Genomic DNA, 17,450 nt, shown 5'->3' on the forward strand with positions numbered 1-17,450 from the left:
TCTGTTGCGCGCCGCCGCGGCGGTGGTTCTGGCGGCGGCGCTGCCGTTCGCTCCGGCTTGTTCCGCCTCTGCCGGGGCCGCGACCCCGGCGCCTCCGGCGCCGGCGGTCACCACGGGGGGCGCGCCGGTGTCCATGCCTCAGGTGATGCCCGCCCCCGTCATTCCCGGCGCCCGCCTTCTTCCCCTCGCCTTCGGCGACCTCGATGGCTGGGCGGCGGACGACCACGCGGCCGCCTTCGCCGCCTTCCAGGCCAGCTGCGCCGCCTTGCGGACCCCGCCGCAGGAGATCTGCCCCGCCGCCGCCCCCACCCTGCGCGATGGGCTGGCCTTCGCCTGCGCGGCGGCGCGCCGGCTTGGCACGGGGCAGCCGGCCCCGGCGCTGGCGCGGCTGTTCTTCGAGGCCAACTTCCGGCCGTGGCAGGTGAGCCCCGAGGGCCGCGACGGCGGCTTCTTCACCGGCTATTACGAGCCGGAGGTGGAGGGGGCGCTGGTCCCCGGCGGTGGCTTCGACGTTCCCGTCTATGCCCGCCCGGCGGACCTGGTGATGGCCGGGCCGGGGCCGACGCCCAATGCGGGCGGCGCCCAGCGGCGGGAGGGGGACCGCCTGGTGCCCTATTTCGACCGCGCCGCCATCGAGGACGGGGCGCTGGCCGGGCGTGGGCTGGAAATCGCCTGGCTGCGCGACCCCATTGACCTGTTCTTCATGCAGATCCAGGGCTCCGCCCGCCTGCGCCTGCCCGACGGCCGGGTGCTGCGCCTGAATTATGACGGCTATAACGGCCATCCCTACCTGCCGGTGGGCCGGCTGCTGGTGGAACGCGGGGTGGTGCCGCGGGAAGAGATGTCCATGGCGCGCATCCGCGCCTTCATGGCGGCCGACCCCGCCGCCGGCCGGGCGCTGCGGCGCGAAAACCGTTCCTATGTCTTCTTCAAGGTGCTGGACCTCGGCGCCGGGGCCGGCGCCATGGGCGCGCAGGGCGTGCCGCTCACCGCCGGCCGTTCCCTTGCCGTGGACCGCAAGCTCCACACCTATGGCACGCCGGTCTTCGTGGCGGCGGACCTGCCCCTTTCCGCCCCCGGCGCGGCCGAGCCGTTCCGGCGGCTGATGATCGCGCAGGACACCGGCTCCGCCATCGTCGGCCCGGCTCGGGCCGACCTGTTCTTCGGCGCGGGCGAGGCGGCCGGCGCGGTGGCCGGGCGCATCCGCCATCCGGGCCGCTTCATCCTGCTGGTGCCGCGCCTTTCCGCTGCGGGGGCCGGCGCCCCGCGCGCGCCATGACGGCATGGGCCATGAGGGCGCGGGAAATGGGGAGCAGGGCATGAGCCGGCGTGGCCGGCGGCGCGTGCTGAATGCGGAGGAGCGCGCCCTGTGGGACCATGTGGTCCGCTCCGTCAAACCCCTGAAGCCGGCCGACATTCCTCCGCCTGCGCCTGCGCCCGCCGCCGAGCCGCCGGCGGCGGAGGCGGCGCCCGCCGGGGGAAGCGAGCCGCGTCCCGCTGCTGCGTCCCGGCGCGGGCCGGCGAAGGCGCCCCCCGCCCCCCCGCCCCCCCCGTTGGCGACCCTTGAGCCGAAGACCCGCCGCCGGCTGACCCGCGGGGCGGAGGTGGATGCGCGGCTCGACCTGCACGGCCTCACCCAGGCCGCCGCCCACCGCCGGCTGCGCCTGTTCCTTCTGGAGGCGCAGGCGAGCGGGCATAGCGTGGTGCTGGTCATCACCGGCAAGGGCGATCCCGAGCGGCTGATGAGCCTTGGCCCGGCCTTCGGCGAGGGGCGCGGCGTGCTGAAGCGCGCGGTGCCCTTGTGGCTGGCCGAGCCGGACTTGCGGGCGGTGGTGGTGGGCTTCGAATCCGCCGGGCGGCGCCATGGCGGCGACGGCGCGCTCTATGTGCGCATCCGCCGCCGGCGGGACTGAGCGGCGCCCGGTCGCGGGGCTGCGCCCGGGGCCGGCCCGGGGTGCCAGCCGGGGTGCCATGGGGCGGTTCGCCCGCCTCCAGGATCATGCCGGCGGCCCGTAAGCATGACTCCTGGGCCGATGGTCAGGCCCGCGCGCCCGCCTGGCGCCGGTCAAAGGCCGGAGCGGACGGTCTCAGTCGCCGAGACAGGCGGCGGCGGGCATCTCATAGGTCCGGCCGGTGCCCAGAAGGTGCGCGGTGAAGCCGCGGGGCGGGAACAGCCCGGCAATGGCCGGGTCGCGCACGCTCAGCCCTCCCGCATAGGCGCCGAACGCCGGCAGCACCATGCGCCGCCCATCGGTGACGAAGCAGCGCCGGCGCACCCCGCGCCCGCGGGTGGCGATGCGCGCGCAGGGGTGAAGATGCCCGCACACCTCGCCGGCCTCCGGCTCCGGCGGGTCCGAGGGTTCATGGCGGAACACGAGAGGGCCGATGGTGAGCGCGGCCATGCCCTCGCCGCCGAGATCGTGGGGCGCGGGGTCGTGGTTGCCGGCGATCCACACGAAGCTGCGGCCGGCCTGGAGGCGGCGGATTTCGTCCCGCACCGCATCGGCCATGCGCTCCGCCGCCCAGCGGTCGTGCAGGCTGTCGCCCAGGGCGATCACCGTGCGCGGGCGGTGGCGGGTGATGGCTTCGGCGAGCCGGGCCAGCGTGTCCAGCGTGTCGTAGGGCGGCAGCATCTGGCCGCGGCGGGCGAAGGCGGAGCCCTTTTCCAGGTGCAGGTCGGCCACCACCAGGACCCCTTCGCCGGGCCACACCAGCGCCCCGGACGGGTCCAGCAGCAGATCGGCGCCGGCAAGGGCGACGGGGGCGCAGGACGGGGCGGCTGATTCGGCGCGGGCGAGCATGGCGGGGATTGTGCGCAAAGCCGGGGCGGGAGCAAGGCGGGGCGGTGCTGTGCCTATATGCGCAGAGTCAAGGGCGAGAGACGGCCTGATCCGTGCTGATGGCCTCATCCAAGACTTGCGTTCCCTCGGCTGAATCATCCAGCGAGCCGACTTTCTCAAACAGGACATTGGCTATGTTTTCGCCAGAAATGGTAAGATAATTCCATATTTGAGAGCGATTGAATTGGTCTTTGAAAAGGGGAAGTTGGCTGTGGAGATCAAGTGCTCTAGAATTAAACTCCATTGAATATCTATAACAGTTCTGCAGGACGATGTATGTGAAGCGCCCCTCATTATCAAGGTAAAATTCTGATAAAATTCCTTCATACATAAGAACGTTATTATTGCACTCAATCTTGGTCATTATGTATGCTTTTATGATTCCATCATTTGTGTTTTGAAGTTCATTTATCCATGGGTACTTTGAAAACTGGGGCAGTCGTCCGGTCTTTATATAGTAAGATACTCGATATCCAATAATGAACGTGATAATCGGAGATACAATAAAATATATCGCTCCATAGAACGCAAATTGTTCGATGGCTTTAGGGTATTCATATGGTCACCTATAATCAAAGAATCCAGACTTTATAATATTTTGTGTAAAATCTCCAAGTAAATATACCAATATACTATATGCAAGAAAATGAAATATGATCGACAGGAACAGGGCTAGGGCGATTTCGCCTAGCGCGCTCGTTCGGATTATTTCTTGCGAAAAGCGGTCTCGAAGCGCCAGTCCAGACAGAAAGCCAGCCCCTGGAAGAAGGAGTGCGACGATGGTTATCGTTGCCCAGGCGAGGGACACGGAAATACCTATGCGACCTTCTTCGAGTCCGACGCATCCCTCTTGTCGCGGATATAAGCGATCACCTTCTGAAGGTCCGCGGGCTCCCCGGGCGCCTCTGTGTTCTGCCGAATTGCAGCTTCCACGAGATGCATGTCGCCCTTCGCCAGCACAAGGAGCTTCTCAAAAAGGTTTCGCTGTTTCGGGCTGGTTACGACCATCGCCGTTCCTCCTGCGCACGCGGGACGCTGCGGGCACAGCTGAATCATGTCATTTCCACGTTATGCCGGCAATGACCTTCTGACACCTTCTGTTCCCTGCGGTCCGCCCTCAAAAGAAGCTCTGCGGGTCCACGTCGATGGCCACCTTCACATTGCCCGTGGGCCGCGGCGCCACCTCCCGCCACGCCCGCAGATAGCGCGACAGGTCGAAGCCGCGGGGCGCGCGCACCAGCAGCCGCCAGCGGTGGCGGCCGCGCAGCACGGCCAGGGGCGCCTCCGCCGGGCCGAGGATGCGCACCCCCTCCACCAGCGGCGCGGAGACGGCAAGGCGCCGGGCATGGCCTTCCGCCGCATGGCCTTCGCTGGCCGAGACGACGAGGCTGGCCATGCGGCCGAAGGGGGGAAGCTGCGCCTCCTCCCGGGCGGCGATCTCGGTGTCGTAGAAGGCGTCCCGGTCGCCGGTCACCAGCGCCCGCATCACCGGATGCTCGGGCATGTGGGTCTGGATGAAGCCGCGGCCCTCGGCCTTGCCGCGCCCGGCCCGCCCGGCCACCTGATGCACCAGCTGGAAGGTGCGCTCGGCGGCGCGCGGGTCGCCATGGCCGAGGCCCACGTCCGCATCCACCACCCCCACCAAGGCGAGGCCGGGAAAATTGTGGCCCTTGGCCACCAATTGGGTGCCCACCACCACGTCCACCTCGCCCTTGGCCACCGCATCGAGCTCGGCGCGCATGCGCTCCACCCCGCCCAGCAGGTCGGAGGAGAGCACGAGGGAGCGGGCGGCGGGAAACAGGGTCTGCACCTCCTCCTGCAGCCGCTCCACCCCGGGTCCCACGGCAACCAGGCTGTCCTTGGCGTGGCAGGCGGGGCACGCCTCCGGCACCGGGGCCTGGTAGCCGCAATGGTGGCAGGTGAGGCGGCGGCGGAAGCGGTGCTCCACCAGCCATGCGGTGCAGGAGGGGCAGCGCATGCGGTGGCCGCAGGCATGGCACAAGGTGAGCGGGGCATAGCCCCGCCGGTTGAGGAACAAGAGCGCCTGCCCGCCCGCCGCCAGCGTGTCGGCCACCTCCGCCTCGAGCCGCGGGGAGATCCAGCGGCCCTTGGGCGGGCCGTCCCGGCGCAGGTCGATGGGCGAGAGGCCGGGCACCTTGGCGCCGCCGAAGCGCACCGGCAATGCGAGGCGGTGGTAGCGTCCGCGCCGGGCGTTCACCTCGGTTTCCAGCGACGGGGTGGCGGAGGCGAGCACGATGGGCGCCCCGGCAAGGCGGGCGCGCACCACCGCCATGTCGCGGGCATGGTAGGCGACGCCATCCTCCTGCTTGTAGGCCGGGTCATGCTCCTCATCCACGATGATGAGGCCGAGGTCGCGGAACGGCAGGAACAAAGCGGAGCGGGCCCCCGCCACCACCTTCACCTGCCCGGACGCCACCTCGTTCAGCACCCGCGCCCGGCGCCTGGAGGAGACGCCGGAATGCCATTCGGCCGGCTTCACCCCGAAGCGGGTGGTGAAGCGGTCCAGGAAGGCCTGGGTGAGGGCGATTTCCGGCAGCAGGATCAGCGCCTGGCGCCCGTCGCGGATGGCCCGCGCCACCGCCTCGAAATAGACTTCGGTCTTACCGGAGCCGGTCACGCCGTCCAGCAGGAACACGCCGAAGCCGTGCGCCGCCACCGCCGCCTGCAGCGCCTGCGCCGCGGCCGCCTGCGGCCCGGACAGGGCGGTGGCGGTGTGGTCCGGGTCCGGCGGATAGGCGGCGGGCTCGGGCGGCAGCACCACCGCTTCCAGGGTGCCGTCGTCGATGAGCCCGTCCACCACCGAGGGCGAGACGCCCGCCTCCCGCGCCGCCTCGCCCTTGCCGCGCACGAAGCCGTCGGCCAAGAGGTCGAGCAGGCGGGCGCGGGCGGCGGTCATGCGGGCCGGCGCGGCGTCGGTGCGGCGCACGCCCACCCGCTCGCGCGCCGTGCCGGGGCTCTCGCCATGCCGCAGCGCCATGCGCAGCACCATGCCGCGGGGCGCCAGCGTGTAGTCGGCCATCCAGTCGATCAGCTTCAGGAGGTCCGGCGGCAGCGGCGCATAGTCCAGCTTCGCCTTCACCGCCTTGAGCTTACCGGTCTCCACCGCCGTGCCGCCGGCCGCCTGCGCGCGCGGCCACACCACCCCGATGACGCTCTTGGTGCCGAGCGGCACATGCACGAGGTCGCCGGGCGACACCTCCATCCCCTCGGGCAGAAGGTAGGAATAGGCGGCGTCGAGGCCGAGGGGGAGCAGGACGTCGACCGTGCGCGGGCTCATGGTCGTCTTTTGGTCCGGCGGCGGCGAAAGGTCAAAGCCGGAACGGCCGCCTGGGTGGGAGCGAGGCGCCATCTTGAACCTGGCAGTATTCAGAAAGTCGACTATACCGAGACGGGTCCTCGGAGTCCGAGTAGGGGTACAGCGGCACCGGAGGTTCGGGTTCTTTCTGGGGGGAAACCATGTATCGGTCACTGGCGATCGCGGCCGGCCTCGGCTGTGCGATCACATGCGCGTCTTTTCAGCTGTCGGATGCGGCCGAGCTGCGGCCCGCTCACGCTCCGAAACTGTGCCTGGACGTCCGGGGCGGCATCAACCAGCCCGACGGGACACAATTGATCGTCTATGGCTGCCACGGTGGGCAAAATCAGAACTTCTCCGTCCTGCCGGACGGCACCATCCGGGTGGGCCGGCGCTGTGTCGATATCGCCGGCGGCGCGGCGCGCCCGGGGGACCGGGTGATCGTGTGGCCCTGCACCGGCGGCGACAACCAGCGCTGGTGGGTCGGCGGCAACGGACAGATCATCGGGAAGAACAACCTGTGCCTCGACGTCGCCCGCTTCGGCGGGTCTGAAACGGGCGTTGTGGCTTGGTCCTGCAAGGGCCCTCAGGAAGACGCCTCCAACCAGCAGTGGAGCATCCGTTGAAGTACAGTGACGGGGGCTTCAGCCCCCGTCGCTGCTCGGGCGACATGGGGCCAACCGGAAGCCGTAACGTCTCCCGGAGCAACGCCGCCCCTTGCTTTCCGGGGCTGCGGCGTCTACCTCGAACCCATGAAATTCCTCGATCAGGCCAAGGTCTATGTGCGTTCCGGCGACGGAGGGGCGGGTTGCGTCTCCTTCCGGCGCGAAAAATTCATTGAGTTCGGCGGTCCCGACGGCGGCGACGGCGGGCGCGGCGGCGATGTGTGGATCGAGTGCGTGGACGGCCTCAACACGCTCATCGACTATCGCTACCAGCAGCATTTCAAGGCCAAGAAGGGCGACCACGGCAAGGGCGCCAACCGCACCGGCGCCCGTGGCGCGGACGTGGTGCTGAAGGTGCCCGCCGGCACCCAGATTCTCGATGAGGAGGAAGAGACCGTCCTTGCCGACCTCACCGAGGTGGGCCAGCGCATCAAGCTCCTGGAAGGCGGCAACGGCGGCTTCGGCAACGCCCAGTTCAAGACTTCCACCAACCAGGCGCCGCGCCGCGCCAATCCCGGCCTCGAAGGCCAGGAGCGCTGGATCTGGCTGCGGCTGAAGCTGATCGCCGACGCCGGGCTGGTGGGCCTGCCCAATGCCGGCAAGTCCACCTTCCTCGCCGCCACCACGGCGGCCAAGCCGAAGATTGCCGACTATCCCTTCACCACCCTGCATCCCGGCCTCGGCGTGGTGCGGGTGGACGGGCGCGAGTTCGTTCTGGCCGATATCCCCGGCCTGATCGAGGGCGCGCACGAGGGAATAGGCATCGGCGACCGTTTTCTCGGCCATGTGGAGCGCTGCCGGGCGCTGCTGCATCTGGTGGACGGCACCAGCGAGCATGCGGGCAAGGCCTACAAGACCGTGCGCGCCGAGCTGGCCGCCTATGGCAACGGCCTCGACGAGAAGCCGGAGATCGTCGCCCTCTCCAAGGTGGATGCCCTTTCCCCCGAGCTGCTCAAGCAGCAGAAGGAGCGGCTGAAGCGCGCCGCCAAGCGCACGCCGCTGCTCGTCTCCGCCCAGTCGGGCCAGGGGGTGCAGGAGGCCCTGCGGGCGCTGCTCGCCATCGTCGAAGGCGCCCGGGGCGTGGAGACGGAAGAGGCCGCGCCGCGGGAGGGATGGCAGCCCTGAGGGGCGTTCGGGCGCGGGCCGGCGACAGGGCCGCAGGGCTGTGCTAGCATTCTCTTGGGGAGGTGCTAGCACCATGGCGAGGCAGCTCAACATCCGCAGCGACGAAGCCTTCGAGACGGCGCAGCGTATCGCCCAACGGCACGGATGGAGCACGACTGAAGTTGTCGTTCGTGCGCTCCGCCGCATGGATGCTGCGGGCGATGAGATTTTGCGCTACGGCGATCTGTCGCCCAAACAGAAGGCGCTGCATGATCGTCTCGCAGAACTGGGACGCAAGGCCCGCGCCGCGTCTCCTGACGCGACCTCCGATCACGGCGATTTCTATGGGGAAGACGGGTCCCCGCGATGATCGCGGTCGATACATCTGTGCTGATCGCCACGTTCACCAATGAACCGGATGCGGATGTCTACCGTCCGCTCCTCGTCGGCCAGCCCTGCATCATCGGTACGCTGACCTTGTTCGAGACCCATCTGGTGTTGAGAGGCAGGAATTACCCTTATACCCTGGAGGCCGTGGACCTCTGGCTCGCGGAAGCCGACGTGAAGGTCATTTCCTTCGATCACCGGCACATGGTGCTGACACGTGCGGCCTTCGACCGCTTCGGCAGGGGGCGCCACCCGGCGGGCTTGAACTTCGGCGACTGCATGGCCTATGCCGTGGCCAAGGCGCATGACGTGCCGCTCCTCTTCAAGGGGGATGACTTCTCCCGCACCGACGTGCGTCTCCCGCCCGTCTGAGTGCCTCTGCGGTTCACCGGTCCATGGCTTCCTTCGAGTCCTCCCCCCATGCGACGGCGCTGAAGACGCCCGCCTTCGCCGATTTCCGCCGCATCGTCATCAAGGTGGGCTCGGCCCTGCTGGTGGACCGCGACCATGGGCGGGTGAAGCTCGCCTGGCTCACCTCGCTGGTGGAGGACATCGCCACCCTGCACGGGCGCGGCTGCGAGGTGCTCGTCGTCTCCTCCGGCGCCATCGCGCTGGGGCGCACGGTGCTTGGCCTGCCGGCGGGAGCGCTGAAGCTGGAGGACAGCCAGGCCGCCGCCGCCGTGGGGCAGATCGCCCTGTCGAAGACCTGGGCGGAAATCCTCGGCCATTACGGCATGACCGCCGGGCAGGTGCTGCTGACGCTCGGCGACACCGAGGAGCGCCGCCGCTATCTCAACGCCCGCTCCACCCTCGGCCGGCTGATGGAGCTGAAGGCGGTGCCCATCATCAACGAGAACGACACGGTGGCCACCACCGAGATCCGCTACGGCGACAACGACCGCCTCGCCGCCCGTGTCGCCACCATGGCCAGCGCCGACCTCTTGGTGCTGCTCTCCGACATCGACGGGCTCTATACCGCCCCGCCAGCGCAGGACCCCACCGCCACCCTCATCCCGGTGGTGCCGCGCATCGGCGCCGAGATCGAGGCCATCGCCGGGGATGCGGGCTCGGAACTGTCGCGCGGCGGCATGCGCACCAAGATCGAGGCCGGCAAGATCGCCACCTCGGCCGGCACCCACATGGTGATCGCCTCCGGCCACGTGAAGAACCCGCTCAAGCGCATCATGGAGGGCGGGCGCTGCACCTGGTTCCTCACCTCCGCCAATCCCGTGCGCGCCCGCAAGAGCTGGATCGCCGGGGCGCTGGAGCCGCGCGGCACGCTGCATCTCGACGACGGCGCGGTGGCGGCCTTGCGGCGCGGCGCGAGCCTGCTGCCGGCCGGCGTGAAGCGCATCGACGGCCTGTTCGACCGCGGCGACGCCGTGGTGCTGCGCGGCCCCGACGGGGCAGAGGTGGGGCGCGGGCTCGTCGCCTACGATTCCACCCACGCCGCCCGCATCATGGGGCATTCCACCTCGGAGATCGAGACGCTGCTGGGCGTGAAGGGCCGCTCCGAGATGGTGCACCGGGACGATCTGGCGCTGGGGGTGGAGTGAGCAACCGGTTTTTACGCCATCATGGATTGGGGAAGGCCCAGGTGCCCGCCCAGGTGCTGCTGCGGTAGCGGTCAAGGTGACGCAGGCCGGTGCGCTCGACAGGTTGTGCCCGTGGAGGTAGCGGTTGCGTCAGGATGGCTGGGGGGCCGGTCGCCGCCCGCTCCTGCGCGAGGTGGACATGGCCGATCCCCAGATCACCCCCTTCAAGCTCCCCGTGCGTCGCTCCGTGGGGCTCGCCGTGCGCTGGACCGTTGCCATCGTGCTGAGGCACTGGATGGTGGTGGTGCTGTTTGCCGTTACGGTCGGCGTCGTCCAATGGGCGCTGACTCCCAGTCAGGTCGTCGGCCAGCCGGTCAATCCCGGCGGCTGGTTCCTGCTCGTTAATCTCCTCGTCTTAGTGGCCTATGCGGTCGCTTCCGTCGTCCTTGCCATGCTGACCCACAATGAGGTGCTGCGCGGGCCTTCCGGTCTCGATGCGGCCACGCTGGGCCGCGGTCCGGGGCGGGGTTTCGGCTATGTTCTCGACGCCATTCTGGTCAGCCTCATACCCGCGATCGGTTTGATGCTGCTGATCGCGGTGGTTTCGGCCGTTGCATGGATCGTTGCCGGCGGCGCGGGCACGCAGGGCGTGGCGGCGCTGACGACCGTCGGTATGCTCGTCGGTGTCCTTGGCTTCGCCGGTGTCGTCAACCGGCTGATGCTGCGCCTGCCGTCGCGTGCGCTGGGCCATCCCGACCGCTGGGGCGACATCTGGCGCATGGGGCGCGGCAACACCTGGCGCCTGCTGGGCGCCAATCTGCTGCTCTGGCTCCTTCTTGTGGTGCCGGTCCTTCTGGTGTCGCTGCCCTTCATCGCCACCTTGCTCACGTGGACGCCGAAGCTGGGCGAAGCCATGCCCGAGCCGCCTTTGCTCCTGACGCTGGTGGGAGGCGCGATCATTCCGGTCGAGATCATCCTGTTCTGCGCCTTCCTCTCCGTCGCGTATGGGCAGCTCCGGGCAGCTTCTGCGCCGGACATCACGCCGTCTGCCGGGCGCATCGAGCCCGGCTTCTGATCCCCGCGCCCACCTGTCGCATGCCCCGCATGACGTGCTAGGGAGGGCAGGGGCTCCTATCTTCAGGGGCTGAGCTGCATTTCCTGTCGCGAGAACCGCCATGCCCACCGCCTCCGCCGCCCGCACCGATGCCGCCGCCCCTGCGGGCCGGTCCGTGCCGCCGGCGGAGCTGGAGGCGGTGATGCTGGAGATGGGCCGGCGCGCCCGCGCCGCCGCCCGCAGCCTTGCCCTCGCCGCACCCGAGGTGAAGACGCAGGCGCTCAAGGCCGCAGCGGCCGCGATCCGCGCGGAGGCCGACGACATCCTGGCGGCGAACGCCATTGACGTCGCAAAGGCCGCGGCCGAGGGCATGACCGGCTCGTTCCTCGATCGCCTCACCCTCACCCCGGCCCGCATCGAGGCCATGGCCGAGGGCGTGGAGCAGGTGGCCGAGCTGGCCGACCCCATCGGCCTCGTCACCGAGCGCTGGACCCGCCCCAACGGCCTCGTCATCGAGCGCGTGCGCACGCCGCTGGGCGTCATCGGCGTCATCTATGAGAGCCGGCCGAACGTGACGGCGGATGCCGCGGCCCTGTGCCTGCGCGCGGGCAATGCGGTGATCCTGCGCGGCGGCTCGGACAGCCTGAATTCCTCCGGCGCCATCCATCGCGCCTTCGTGGCGGGGCTCGCGGCCGCCGGCCTGCCGCAGGATGCGGTGCAGTTCGTCACCGTGGCCGACCGGGCGGCGGTGGGGCACATGCTGGCCGGGCTGGGCAACACCGTGGATGTGATCGTGCCGCGCGGCGGCAAGAGCCTGGTGGCCCGGGTGCAGAGCGATGCGCGGGTGCCGGTGTTCGCCCATCTCGACGGCATCAACCACATCTATGTGGACCGGGCCGCGGACCTTTCCATGGCCAAGGCGGTGGTGCTGAATGCCAAGATGCGCCGCACCGGCGTGTGCGGTGCCGCCGAAACCCTGCTGGTGGACCGCGCCGTGGCGGGCACCCACCTGAAGCCGCTGGTGGAGATGCTGCTGGATGCCGGCTGCGCGGTGCGCGGCGATGCCGCCGTTGCGGCGGTGGATGCGCGCGTCACCCCGGCCGATGCGGCCGACTGGGACACGGAATATCTCGACGCCATCATCGCCGCCAGGGTGGTGGACGGGCTCGACGACGCCATCGCCCATATCGAGGCCCACGGTTCCCACCACACCGATTCCATCGTCACGGAGGACCCGGCGGCGGCCGAGCGCTTCCTGGCCGAGGTGGATTCGGCCATCGTGCTGCACAATGCCTCCACCCAGTTCGCCGATGGCGGTGAATTCGGCTTCGGCGCGGAGATCGGCATTGCCACCGGGCGCATGCACGCCCGCGGGCCGGTGGGGGCGGAACAGCTCACCTCTTTTAAATATCGCATCCACGGCTCCGGGCAGACGCGCCCGTGAGTGCGCCGGAGGCGCAGGTGGACGCAAAGGTGGACACGCGGGCGGCGGTGAGCCCGCGGGCGGCGCGGCAGATGCCGCGGGTCACCGACGGGCTGCGCGTCGGCCTGTTCGGCGGCAGCTTCAATCCCGCCCATGGGGCGCACCGCGCCGCCAGCCTTTTGGCCCTGCGCCGGCTGCAGCTGGACCGGGTGTGGTGGCTGGTGACCCCGGGCAACCCCTTGAAGGACAATCGCGCGCTACCGTCGCTGGAAGAGCGGGTGGCCATCGCCCGGCAGGTGGCGCGCCACCCGCGCATCGACGTGACCGGCTTCGAGGCCACGCTCGGCATGCGCTACAGCTACGAGACGCTGGCCTATCTGGTGCGGCGCCTGCCCACGGTGCGCTTCGTGTGGATCATGGGGGCGGACAATCTTGCCCGCTTCGATCGCTGGCAGCGCTGGCGCGCCATTGCCGATCTGGTGCCGCTGGCGGTGGTGGACCGCATGGGCGACAGCCTTCGTGCCAGCGCCTCCCCCGCCGCGCAGGCGCTGGCCCGCTACCGCATCGACGAGACCGACGCCGCGGTGCTGGCCGATCTTCCGCCCCCCGCCTGGGTGTTCCTGCACGGGCTGAAATCGCCGGTGTCCTCCAGCGGAATCCGGGCGGCGCGGGAGGGGGCCGGTGGGGTCGCCGGCGGGCCTGCCCGCCACTGTGCTTGAAAATTCGTTGATTTGCCTGCATTCTGTAGAAGTGCGCGCGGGTCATTGCCCGCCGCCTTACCACGAGAGGATCTGGACCCCTGTCCACGACGGCAACGGCCCAAGGGGCCATTCTGGCGGCTCAACCGACGACGGCGCCGACCACGGTCTCCGCAGCGCATCTCGACGCGACGGAGATTCTTGCCCTCGTCAACGCCCGGCTGGATGACGACAAGTCCGAGGACATCGTCTCCATCGACCTGCGCGGAAAGACGTCCATCGCCGATTTCATGGTGATCGCCTCCGGCCGCTCCCAGCGGCATGTGGGCGCCATTGCCGAGCACCTCATCGAGGCGCTGAAGGCGGCGGGCGTGAAGAACGTTCGGGTCGAGGGCCAGCCGGCCTGCGACTGGGTGCTCATCGATGCGAACGACGTGATCGTCCACGTCTTCCAGCCCGAGGTCCGCAGCTTCTACAATATCGAGAAGATGTGGTCCGGGACGCCGCGGCCCTGATGCGTAGCGCGCATTTTGGGGGCTGAGACGGCGTGCGCCTCGTCCTTGCCTGTGTCGGCCGGCTGAAAGCCGGGGCCGAGCGCGATCTTGTCACGCGCTATCTGGAGCGCATCCGCCCCGCCGGGCGCCCGCTGGGTTTCGGCGCATGCGACATGCTGGAGATTGCGGAATCCGCCGCCCGCCGCCCGGAAGACCGGATGGCGGAGGAAGGCGCCGCCTTGCTCGCCGCCGTGCCGCCGGGGGCGGGGCTGATCGCCCTCGATCCGCGCGGGCGTGATGTCTCCAGCGAGGATTTCGCCGCCCGGATGGCGTCCGACCGCGACGGCGGCCGCCCGGCCCTCGCCTTCGTCATCGGCGGAGCGGACGGGCTGGCGCCGGCCGTGCGCACCCGTGCCGACCTGCTCCTGTCCTACGGCCGCGCCACCTTTCCCCACCAGCTGGTGCGGGTGATGCTGGCCGAGCAGATCTACCGGGCCGTCACCATCCTCGCCGGGCATCCCTACCACCGGGCCTGACGGCGGCGGAACAGGCGCCCGGCCGCCCAGCCGGGCGCAGGCCGGGACACCGCAGGCCCGCCGCCTCCATTGACATCCCGGCCGGCCCCGCTTATCACCCCGGCTCGATCCAGCACACAGGTGTCGATGGGGCCGCGCGTGAGCGCGCCGCGGCGGCGCCGGACATTTGGCACCAAGCGAGTTTGTCATGAAGATCCGCAATTCCCTGAAGTCGCTGCTCGGGCGCCACCGGGACAACCGTCTCGTCCGCCGCAAGGGCCGCGTCTACATCATCAACAAGACCCAGAAGCGCTATAAGGCGCGCCAGGGCTGACGGGCGGCCGGGCCTCCCGGCCACCCCGGGTCCGGCTCGCATGTGCCCCCGTGGCGCCGGCGCAGCCTGCCTTCTTGTGCAACGTGATCATCCCTGCAACGTGATCACCTGCGCCCGGCCGCACCTGCGGCTGCGGTTGACGCGGCGCTCCCGCGGGCGGAAACTTCGCCCATGAGCGCCGAGACCACGCCCCCTATTCGTCCGCTTTCCGCCTTGCCTGCCCGGCGCGGAAGCCTTGGCCGGCCCGGCCGCCGGGCGATGGGCCTCGGCCTCGCCGTCCCGCTTCTTCTGGCCATGGCGGTGCCTGCACCGGCGCAATCCCTTCGCGGGGATGGGCCGCGCGCAAACGGTCCCTCGCGTTCGGCCCCCGAGGCCGCGCCCGCCCCCGATGCCGCCACCCCCCGCCCGCGCCTGCCGCGGGACAAGCGCACCCAGATCGAAGGCCTGTTCGCCGCCCTGAAGGTGGCGCCCGACGAGCGCAGCGCCAAGATGATCGCCGACCGGCTCGACCAGATTTTCGGCGACAGCGGCAGCCCCAGCGCAGACCTCCTGATGGCGCGGGCCGATGCGGCCGCGGAAGCCAAGGATTTCGACCTCGCCCTGCAGCTTATCGACCAGGTGATCCTGATCGAGCCCGATTATATCGGCGCCCTCAGCAAGCGGGCCACCATCTTCTATGTGCGCGACGACTATGGCGCGGCCCTCGCCGACATGCGCGAAGTGATCGCCCGTGAACCGCGCCACTATGCCATGCTCTACGGGCTGGCCCTGATCTTCCGCGATATCGGCGACGAGAAGCGCGCGCTGGACGCGGTGCGCCGCGCGCTGGCGGTCAATCCGCGGCTCGACGGGGCGTCCGAGATGGAAAAGCAGCTGAGCGTGACCGTCGAGGGCCGGGGCATCTGACACCGGCGCCGCGGGGCGGGTGTCCCCCCCTGGGGGAACGTCTTTCTCAGGGCGTCCGGCCGCGCGGCGGCGCCGGAGGCGGCAGGGGCGCGGCGGCCTGCGGGCGGCTCTGGCTGGCTTCGGTGAGCTGCACGGTCCAGGCCTTCTGCTCCCGGGTGTCCACCTCGAAGAAGCCGGTGCGGTCGAAGCCGCGGGCCAGGCAATTGTCGATCTCGCGGATGGTGAATTCCTTTTCCCGCGTGCACATGAAGGCCTTGCCGGCCCACTCGCCGCCCTGGTCGTAATCCACCGCATAAAGATAATAGAAGCGGGCGGAGAGGTCGCCGCGCAGCAGCGTCTCGCAGGTGTTGGCCGCCACGTTCCACCAGCCCTCGGTGGTCCAGATGTCGCCGTCCTTGTAACCGAGGGCGACGCCGATGCGGCTCTGGGTGCGGTTGCACAGGCGGAATTCCGCCAGGGCCGGCAGCGCGCCCGCCAGCACGCCCCCGAGGCAGACGGCCCCGAACAGGAGCGCGCGCCGGGGCGCACGTCTGCGGGCCGGCCGGAGGGGCGGCGGGGGAAAACCGGTCATGCCGTCGAAACTGCGGGCCATGGCAAGTGGGTGTGTGCCTTCTGGGCGGCGGTCCGTCAATGGCGGCGGTCCGCTGGGTGGCGGGCGCGCCCGGGTGGGGCCGGCGCACCGGGCTCTTCTGCTGGGGGATCGCGGCCGTATCGAGGCGGCGGCAGCGGTGCCCGCGGCCGTGCCACCACCAGCCCGGCGACGATGAGCGCGCCGCCGGCGACCTGCAGCGCGGACAGGGGCTCGCCCAGCAGCAGGGCGCCCAGGGCCGCGGCGGAAACCACCTCCAGGAAGAACACCAGCGCGCCGAAGGCCGGCGGCACTGCGGCAAGGCCCACCGCCATCAGGCCCTGTCCGCCCACCTGGCTCACCAGCGCGAGGGCCACCAGCGCCGCCGCGCCGCCAGGGCTCGCCGGCCACAAAATGGGCTCCACCGCCACGGCGACGCCCAGCAGCAGCACCGCCGTTGCGGCGGTGGAGACGAGGGTGACGGCCGCCGCCCCCCGCCGCCGCCGCGCCCGGCTCACCGCCAGGAAATAACCGGCGAAGAACAGGGCGGTGATAAGCCCCGCCGCATCGCCCGGCAGGTGATCGGGCCGGAACTGCCAGCTTTCCCCCACCAGCGCCGCTGCGCCCAGCATGCACAGCAGCAGGCCCGCCCAGCCGGTAGGAGCCACCTTGCGGCGCAGCACCAGCACGGTGAAGGCGGTGATCCAGACCGGCGCGGTGGTGGCGAGCGCCGTGGCATTGGCCACGGTGGTGCCGAGGATGGCCAGATGCCAGAAGATGAGGTCGCCGGCAAAGAAGCCCCCCGCCGCCAGCGTGGCGGCATCGGCGCGGAAGGCGCGCGGCCCTTCGGCCACGAGCGCCCAGGCGGCCAGCAGGGGAAGGGCGAGGGCGACGCGCCAGAAGGCGCTGGCGAACGGCCCCACATCCGCCTGCCGCACGAACAGCACGGATGCGCCCATGGCCAGCGCGCCAAGGGAGAGGGTGGCGATGCCGAAGGCGAGCCGGCGGGAGGCCGAGGCGGTGTCGGGAGCGGGGTCTTGAAAGGGCACGGGGCCACGCGGCAGGAAGCGGAAGCCCGCGACGCTCGCACGAAGCGCCCGCCGCCACCAGCCCCGGCACCGGCCGCCGGGGCGCGCGGAAAGAGCCCATGGGCGCCAATGGGAGGTGGAAAGCGGGGACGCGTCCTTGACGGGACGGCGCGCGGGCGCCTCTATCTTCCCCCGACCCGGGCGCCGGTCCGGCGGGCGCAGGCCAGACCGCCCGCGTCGCCGCCGGCCCCGAATGACCTAATGCGCGTTCCGTGGCGAAGATGGCCCGGGCGCGCCCGTGACGAGGAGACCGGCCAGGTGGCGGAAGACGAATCCGATGCCCCAGCGGGCTTTGCCAAGGAACAGCTGAAATCCTTCATCGAGCGCATCGAGCGCCTCGAAGAGGAAAAGAAGGCCATTGCCGACGACATCAAGGACGTGTTCGCGGAGGCCAAGGCCAACGGCTTCGATGTGAAGGCGCTGCGCGCGATCCTGAAGATCCGCAAGGAAGATGTGGACGAACGCAAGGAGCACGAGGCGATCGTCGATCTCTATCTCCAGGCGCTGGGCATCTTCGTCTGAG

Annotated in this window: 21 protein-coding genes; 15 read left to right on the forward strand and 6 right to left on the reverse strand. The window is 70.1% G+C overall.

All coding sequences use genetic code 11. From position 1 onward, the window contains the following. The first annotated feature begins 133 nt into the window (after positions 1 to 133). Positions 134 to 1,279 (forward strand): murein transglycosylase A, encoded by a 1,146-nt coding sequence (gene mltA / locus ACI7BZ_RS05545; RefSeq protein ID WP_414119095.1) that lies wholly within the window; start codon positions 134 to 136, stop codon positions 1,277 to 1,279. A gap of 40 nt (positions 1,280 to 1,319) precedes the next feature. Then, the gene (locus ACI7BZ_RS05550) at positions 1,320 to 1,913 is read left to right on the forward strand and encodes a Smr/MutS family protein (RefSeq protein ID WP_414116192.1); all 594 of its coding nucleotides are present in this window, start codon (positions 1,320 to 1,322) and stop codon (positions 1,911 to 1,913) included. 174 nt (positions 1,914 to 2,087) lie between these two features. On the opposite strand, the gene pdeM is transcribed toward ACI7BZ_RS05550, so the two are convergent. The 4 genes from pdeM to ACI7BZ_RS05570 all read right to left on the reverse strand — a co-directional run bounded on the left by pdeM (position 2,088) and on the right by ACI7BZ_RS05570 (position 6,138). Beyond that, positions 2,088 to 2,801, reverse strand: a complete 714-nt coding sequence (gene pdeM, locus ACI7BZ_RS05555) for a ligase-associated DNA damage response endonuclease PdeM (protein ID WP_414116193.1) — start codon at positions 2,799 to 2,801, stop codon at positions 2,088 to 2,090. A 67-nt stretch (positions 2,802 to 2,868) separates the two neighbouring features. Continuing rightward, on the reverse strand, positions 2,869 to 3,204 hold the full coding sequence (locus ACI7BZ_RS05560; RefSeq protein ID WP_414116194.1) for a hypothetical protein: 336 nt from the start codon (positions 3,202 to 3,204) through the stop codon (positions 2,869 to 2,871). A 452-nt stretch (positions 3,205 to 3,656) separates the two neighbouring features. Beyond that, on the reverse strand, positions 3,657 to 3,848 hold the full coding sequence (locus ACI7BZ_RS05565; RefSeq protein WP_414116195.1) for a hypothetical protein: 192 nt from the start codon (positions 3,846 to 3,848) through the stop codon (positions 3,657 to 3,659). Between the two features lie 109 nt (positions 3,849 to 3,957). Further along, on the reverse strand, positions 3,958 to 6,138 hold the full coding sequence (locus tag ACI7BZ_RS05570; RefSeq protein WP_414116196.1) for a primosomal protein N': 2,181 nt from the start codon (positions 6,136 to 6,138) through the stop codon (positions 3,958 to 3,960). 179 nt (positions 6,139 to 6,317) lie between these two features. Here ACI7BZ_RS05570 and ACI7BZ_RS05575 point away from each other — a divergent pair, with 179 nt between their 5' ends. From ACI7BZ_RS05575 to ACI7BZ_RS05630, 12 genes are all read left to right on the forward strand, one after another. Next, positions 6,318 to 6,782 carry an RICIN domain-containing protein gene (locus ACI7BZ_RS05575; RefSeq protein ID WP_414116197.1) on the forward strand — a complete coding sequence of 155 codons (465 nt, stop codon included), beginning with the start codon at positions 6,318 to 6,320 and terminating at the stop codon, positions 6,780 to 6,782. A 126-nt stretch (positions 6,783 to 6,908) separates the two neighbouring features. After that, positions 6,909 to 7,946: a GTPase ObgE gene (gene obgE, locus ACI7BZ_RS05580; RefSeq protein ID WP_414116198.1), complete on the forward strand. Its 1,038-nt coding sequence runs from the start codon at positions 6,909 to 6,911 to the stop codon at positions 7,944 to 7,946. 73 nt (positions 7,947 to 8,019) lie between these two features. After that, positions 8,020 to 8,295 (forward strand): type II toxin-antitoxin system VapB family antitoxin, encoded by a 276-nt coding sequence (locus ACI7BZ_RS05585; protein ID WP_414116199.1) that lies wholly within the window; start codon positions 8,020 to 8,022, stop codon positions 8,293 to 8,295. Next, the gene (locus ACI7BZ_RS05590) at positions 8,292 to 8,684 is read left to right on the forward strand and encodes a type II toxin-antitoxin system VapC family toxin (protein WP_414116200.1); all 393 of its coding nucleotides are present in this window, start codon (positions 8,292 to 8,294) and stop codon (positions 8,682 to 8,684) included. Before ACI7BZ_RS05585 ends, ACI7BZ_RS05590 begins: the two co-directional genes overlap by 4 nt. 23 nt (positions 8,685 to 8,707) lie before the next feature. Beyond that, positions 8,708 to 9,868 (forward strand): glutamate 5-kinase, encoded by a 1,161-nt coding sequence (proB, locus tag ACI7BZ_RS05595; RefSeq protein WP_414116202.1) that lies wholly within the window; start codon positions 8,708 to 8,710, stop codon positions 9,866 to 9,868. Between the two features lie 178 nt (positions 9,869 to 10,046). Next, on the forward strand, positions 10,047 to 10,922 hold the full coding sequence (locus ACI7BZ_RS05600; protein ID WP_414116203.1) for a hypothetical protein: 876 nt from the start codon (positions 10,047 to 10,049) through the stop codon (positions 10,920 to 10,922). A 100-nt stretch (positions 10,923 to 11,022) separates the two neighbouring features. Then, positions 11,023 to 12,345: a glutamate-5-semialdehyde dehydrogenase gene (locus tag ACI7BZ_RS05605; RefSeq protein ID WP_414116204.1), complete on the forward strand. Its 1,323-nt coding sequence runs from the start codon at positions 11,023 to 11,025 to the stop codon at positions 12,343 to 12,345. A 71-nt stretch (positions 12,346 to 12,416) separates the two neighbouring features. Further along, on the forward strand, positions 12,417 to 13,043 hold the full coding sequence (locus ACI7BZ_RS05610; protein WP_414119096.1) for a nicotinate-nucleotide adenylyltransferase: 627 nt from the start codon (positions 12,417 to 12,419) through the stop codon (positions 13,041 to 13,043). Between the two features lie 113 nt (positions 13,044 to 13,156). Then, positions 13,157 to 13,537, forward strand: coding sequence for a ribosome silencing factor (rsfS, locus tag ACI7BZ_RS05615; RefSeq protein ID WP_414119097.1), 381 nt, complete (start codon positions 13,157 to 13,159; stop codon positions 13,535 to 13,537). A 32-nt stretch (positions 13,538 to 13,569) separates the two neighbouring features. Beyond that, complete coding sequence (gene rlmH, locus ACI7BZ_RS05620) at positions 13,570 to 14,052, forward strand: 23S rRNA (pseudouridine(1915)-N(3))-methyltransferase RlmH (protein WP_414116205.1); 483 nt, start codon at positions 13,570 to 13,572, stop codon at positions 14,050 to 14,052. Between the two features lie 187 nt (positions 14,053 to 14,239). Further along, positions 14,240 to 14,365 (forward strand): type B 50S ribosomal protein L36, encoded by a 126-nt coding sequence (gene ykgO / locus ACI7BZ_RS05625; RefSeq protein ID WP_012114086.1) that lies wholly within the window; start codon positions 14,240 to 14,242, stop codon positions 14,363 to 14,365. 171 nt (positions 14,366 to 14,536) lie between these two features. Further along, entirely contained in the window at positions 14,537 to 15,271 is a 735-nt protein-coding gene (locus ACI7BZ_RS05630) for a tetratricopeptide repeat protein (RefSeq protein WP_414116206.1), read from the forward strand. A gap of 46 nt (positions 15,272 to 15,317) precedes the next feature. Here the strand turns inward: ACI7BZ_RS05630 and ACI7BZ_RS05635 are convergent, their stop codons facing one another. Both ACI7BZ_RS05635 and ACI7BZ_RS05640 read right to left on the reverse strand, forming a co-directional pair. Then, the gene (locus ACI7BZ_RS05635; protein ID WP_414116207.1) at positions 15,318 to 15,842 is read right to left on the reverse strand and encodes a DUF1036 domain-containing protein; all 525 of its coding nucleotides are present in this window, start codon (positions 15,840 to 15,842) and stop codon (positions 15,318 to 15,320) included. 56 nt (positions 15,843 to 15,898) lie between these two features. Beyond that, positions 15,899 to 16,888 carry a DMT family transporter gene (locus ACI7BZ_RS05640; protein ID WP_414116208.1) on the reverse strand — a complete coding sequence of 330 codons (990 nt, stop codon included), beginning with the start codon at positions 16,886 to 16,888 and terminating at the stop codon, positions 15,899 to 15,901. 297 nt (positions 16,889 to 17,185) lie between these two features. On the opposite strand from ACI7BZ_RS05640, the gene ACI7BZ_RS05645 reads away from it, so the two are divergent. Further along, the gene (locus tag ACI7BZ_RS05645) at positions 17,186 to 17,449 is read left to right on the forward strand and encodes a DUF2312 domain-containing protein (protein WP_414116209.1); all 264 of its coding nucleotides are present in this window, start codon (positions 17,186 to 17,188) and stop codon (positions 17,447 to 17,449) included. The last annotated feature ends 1 nt before the right edge of the window (position 17,450 follow it).

Source organism: Xanthobacter sp. AM11 (assembly GCF_047444035.1).
Classification (GTDB): Bacteria; Pseudomonadota; Alphaproteobacteria; order Rhizobiales; family Xanthobacteraceae; genus Xanthobacter.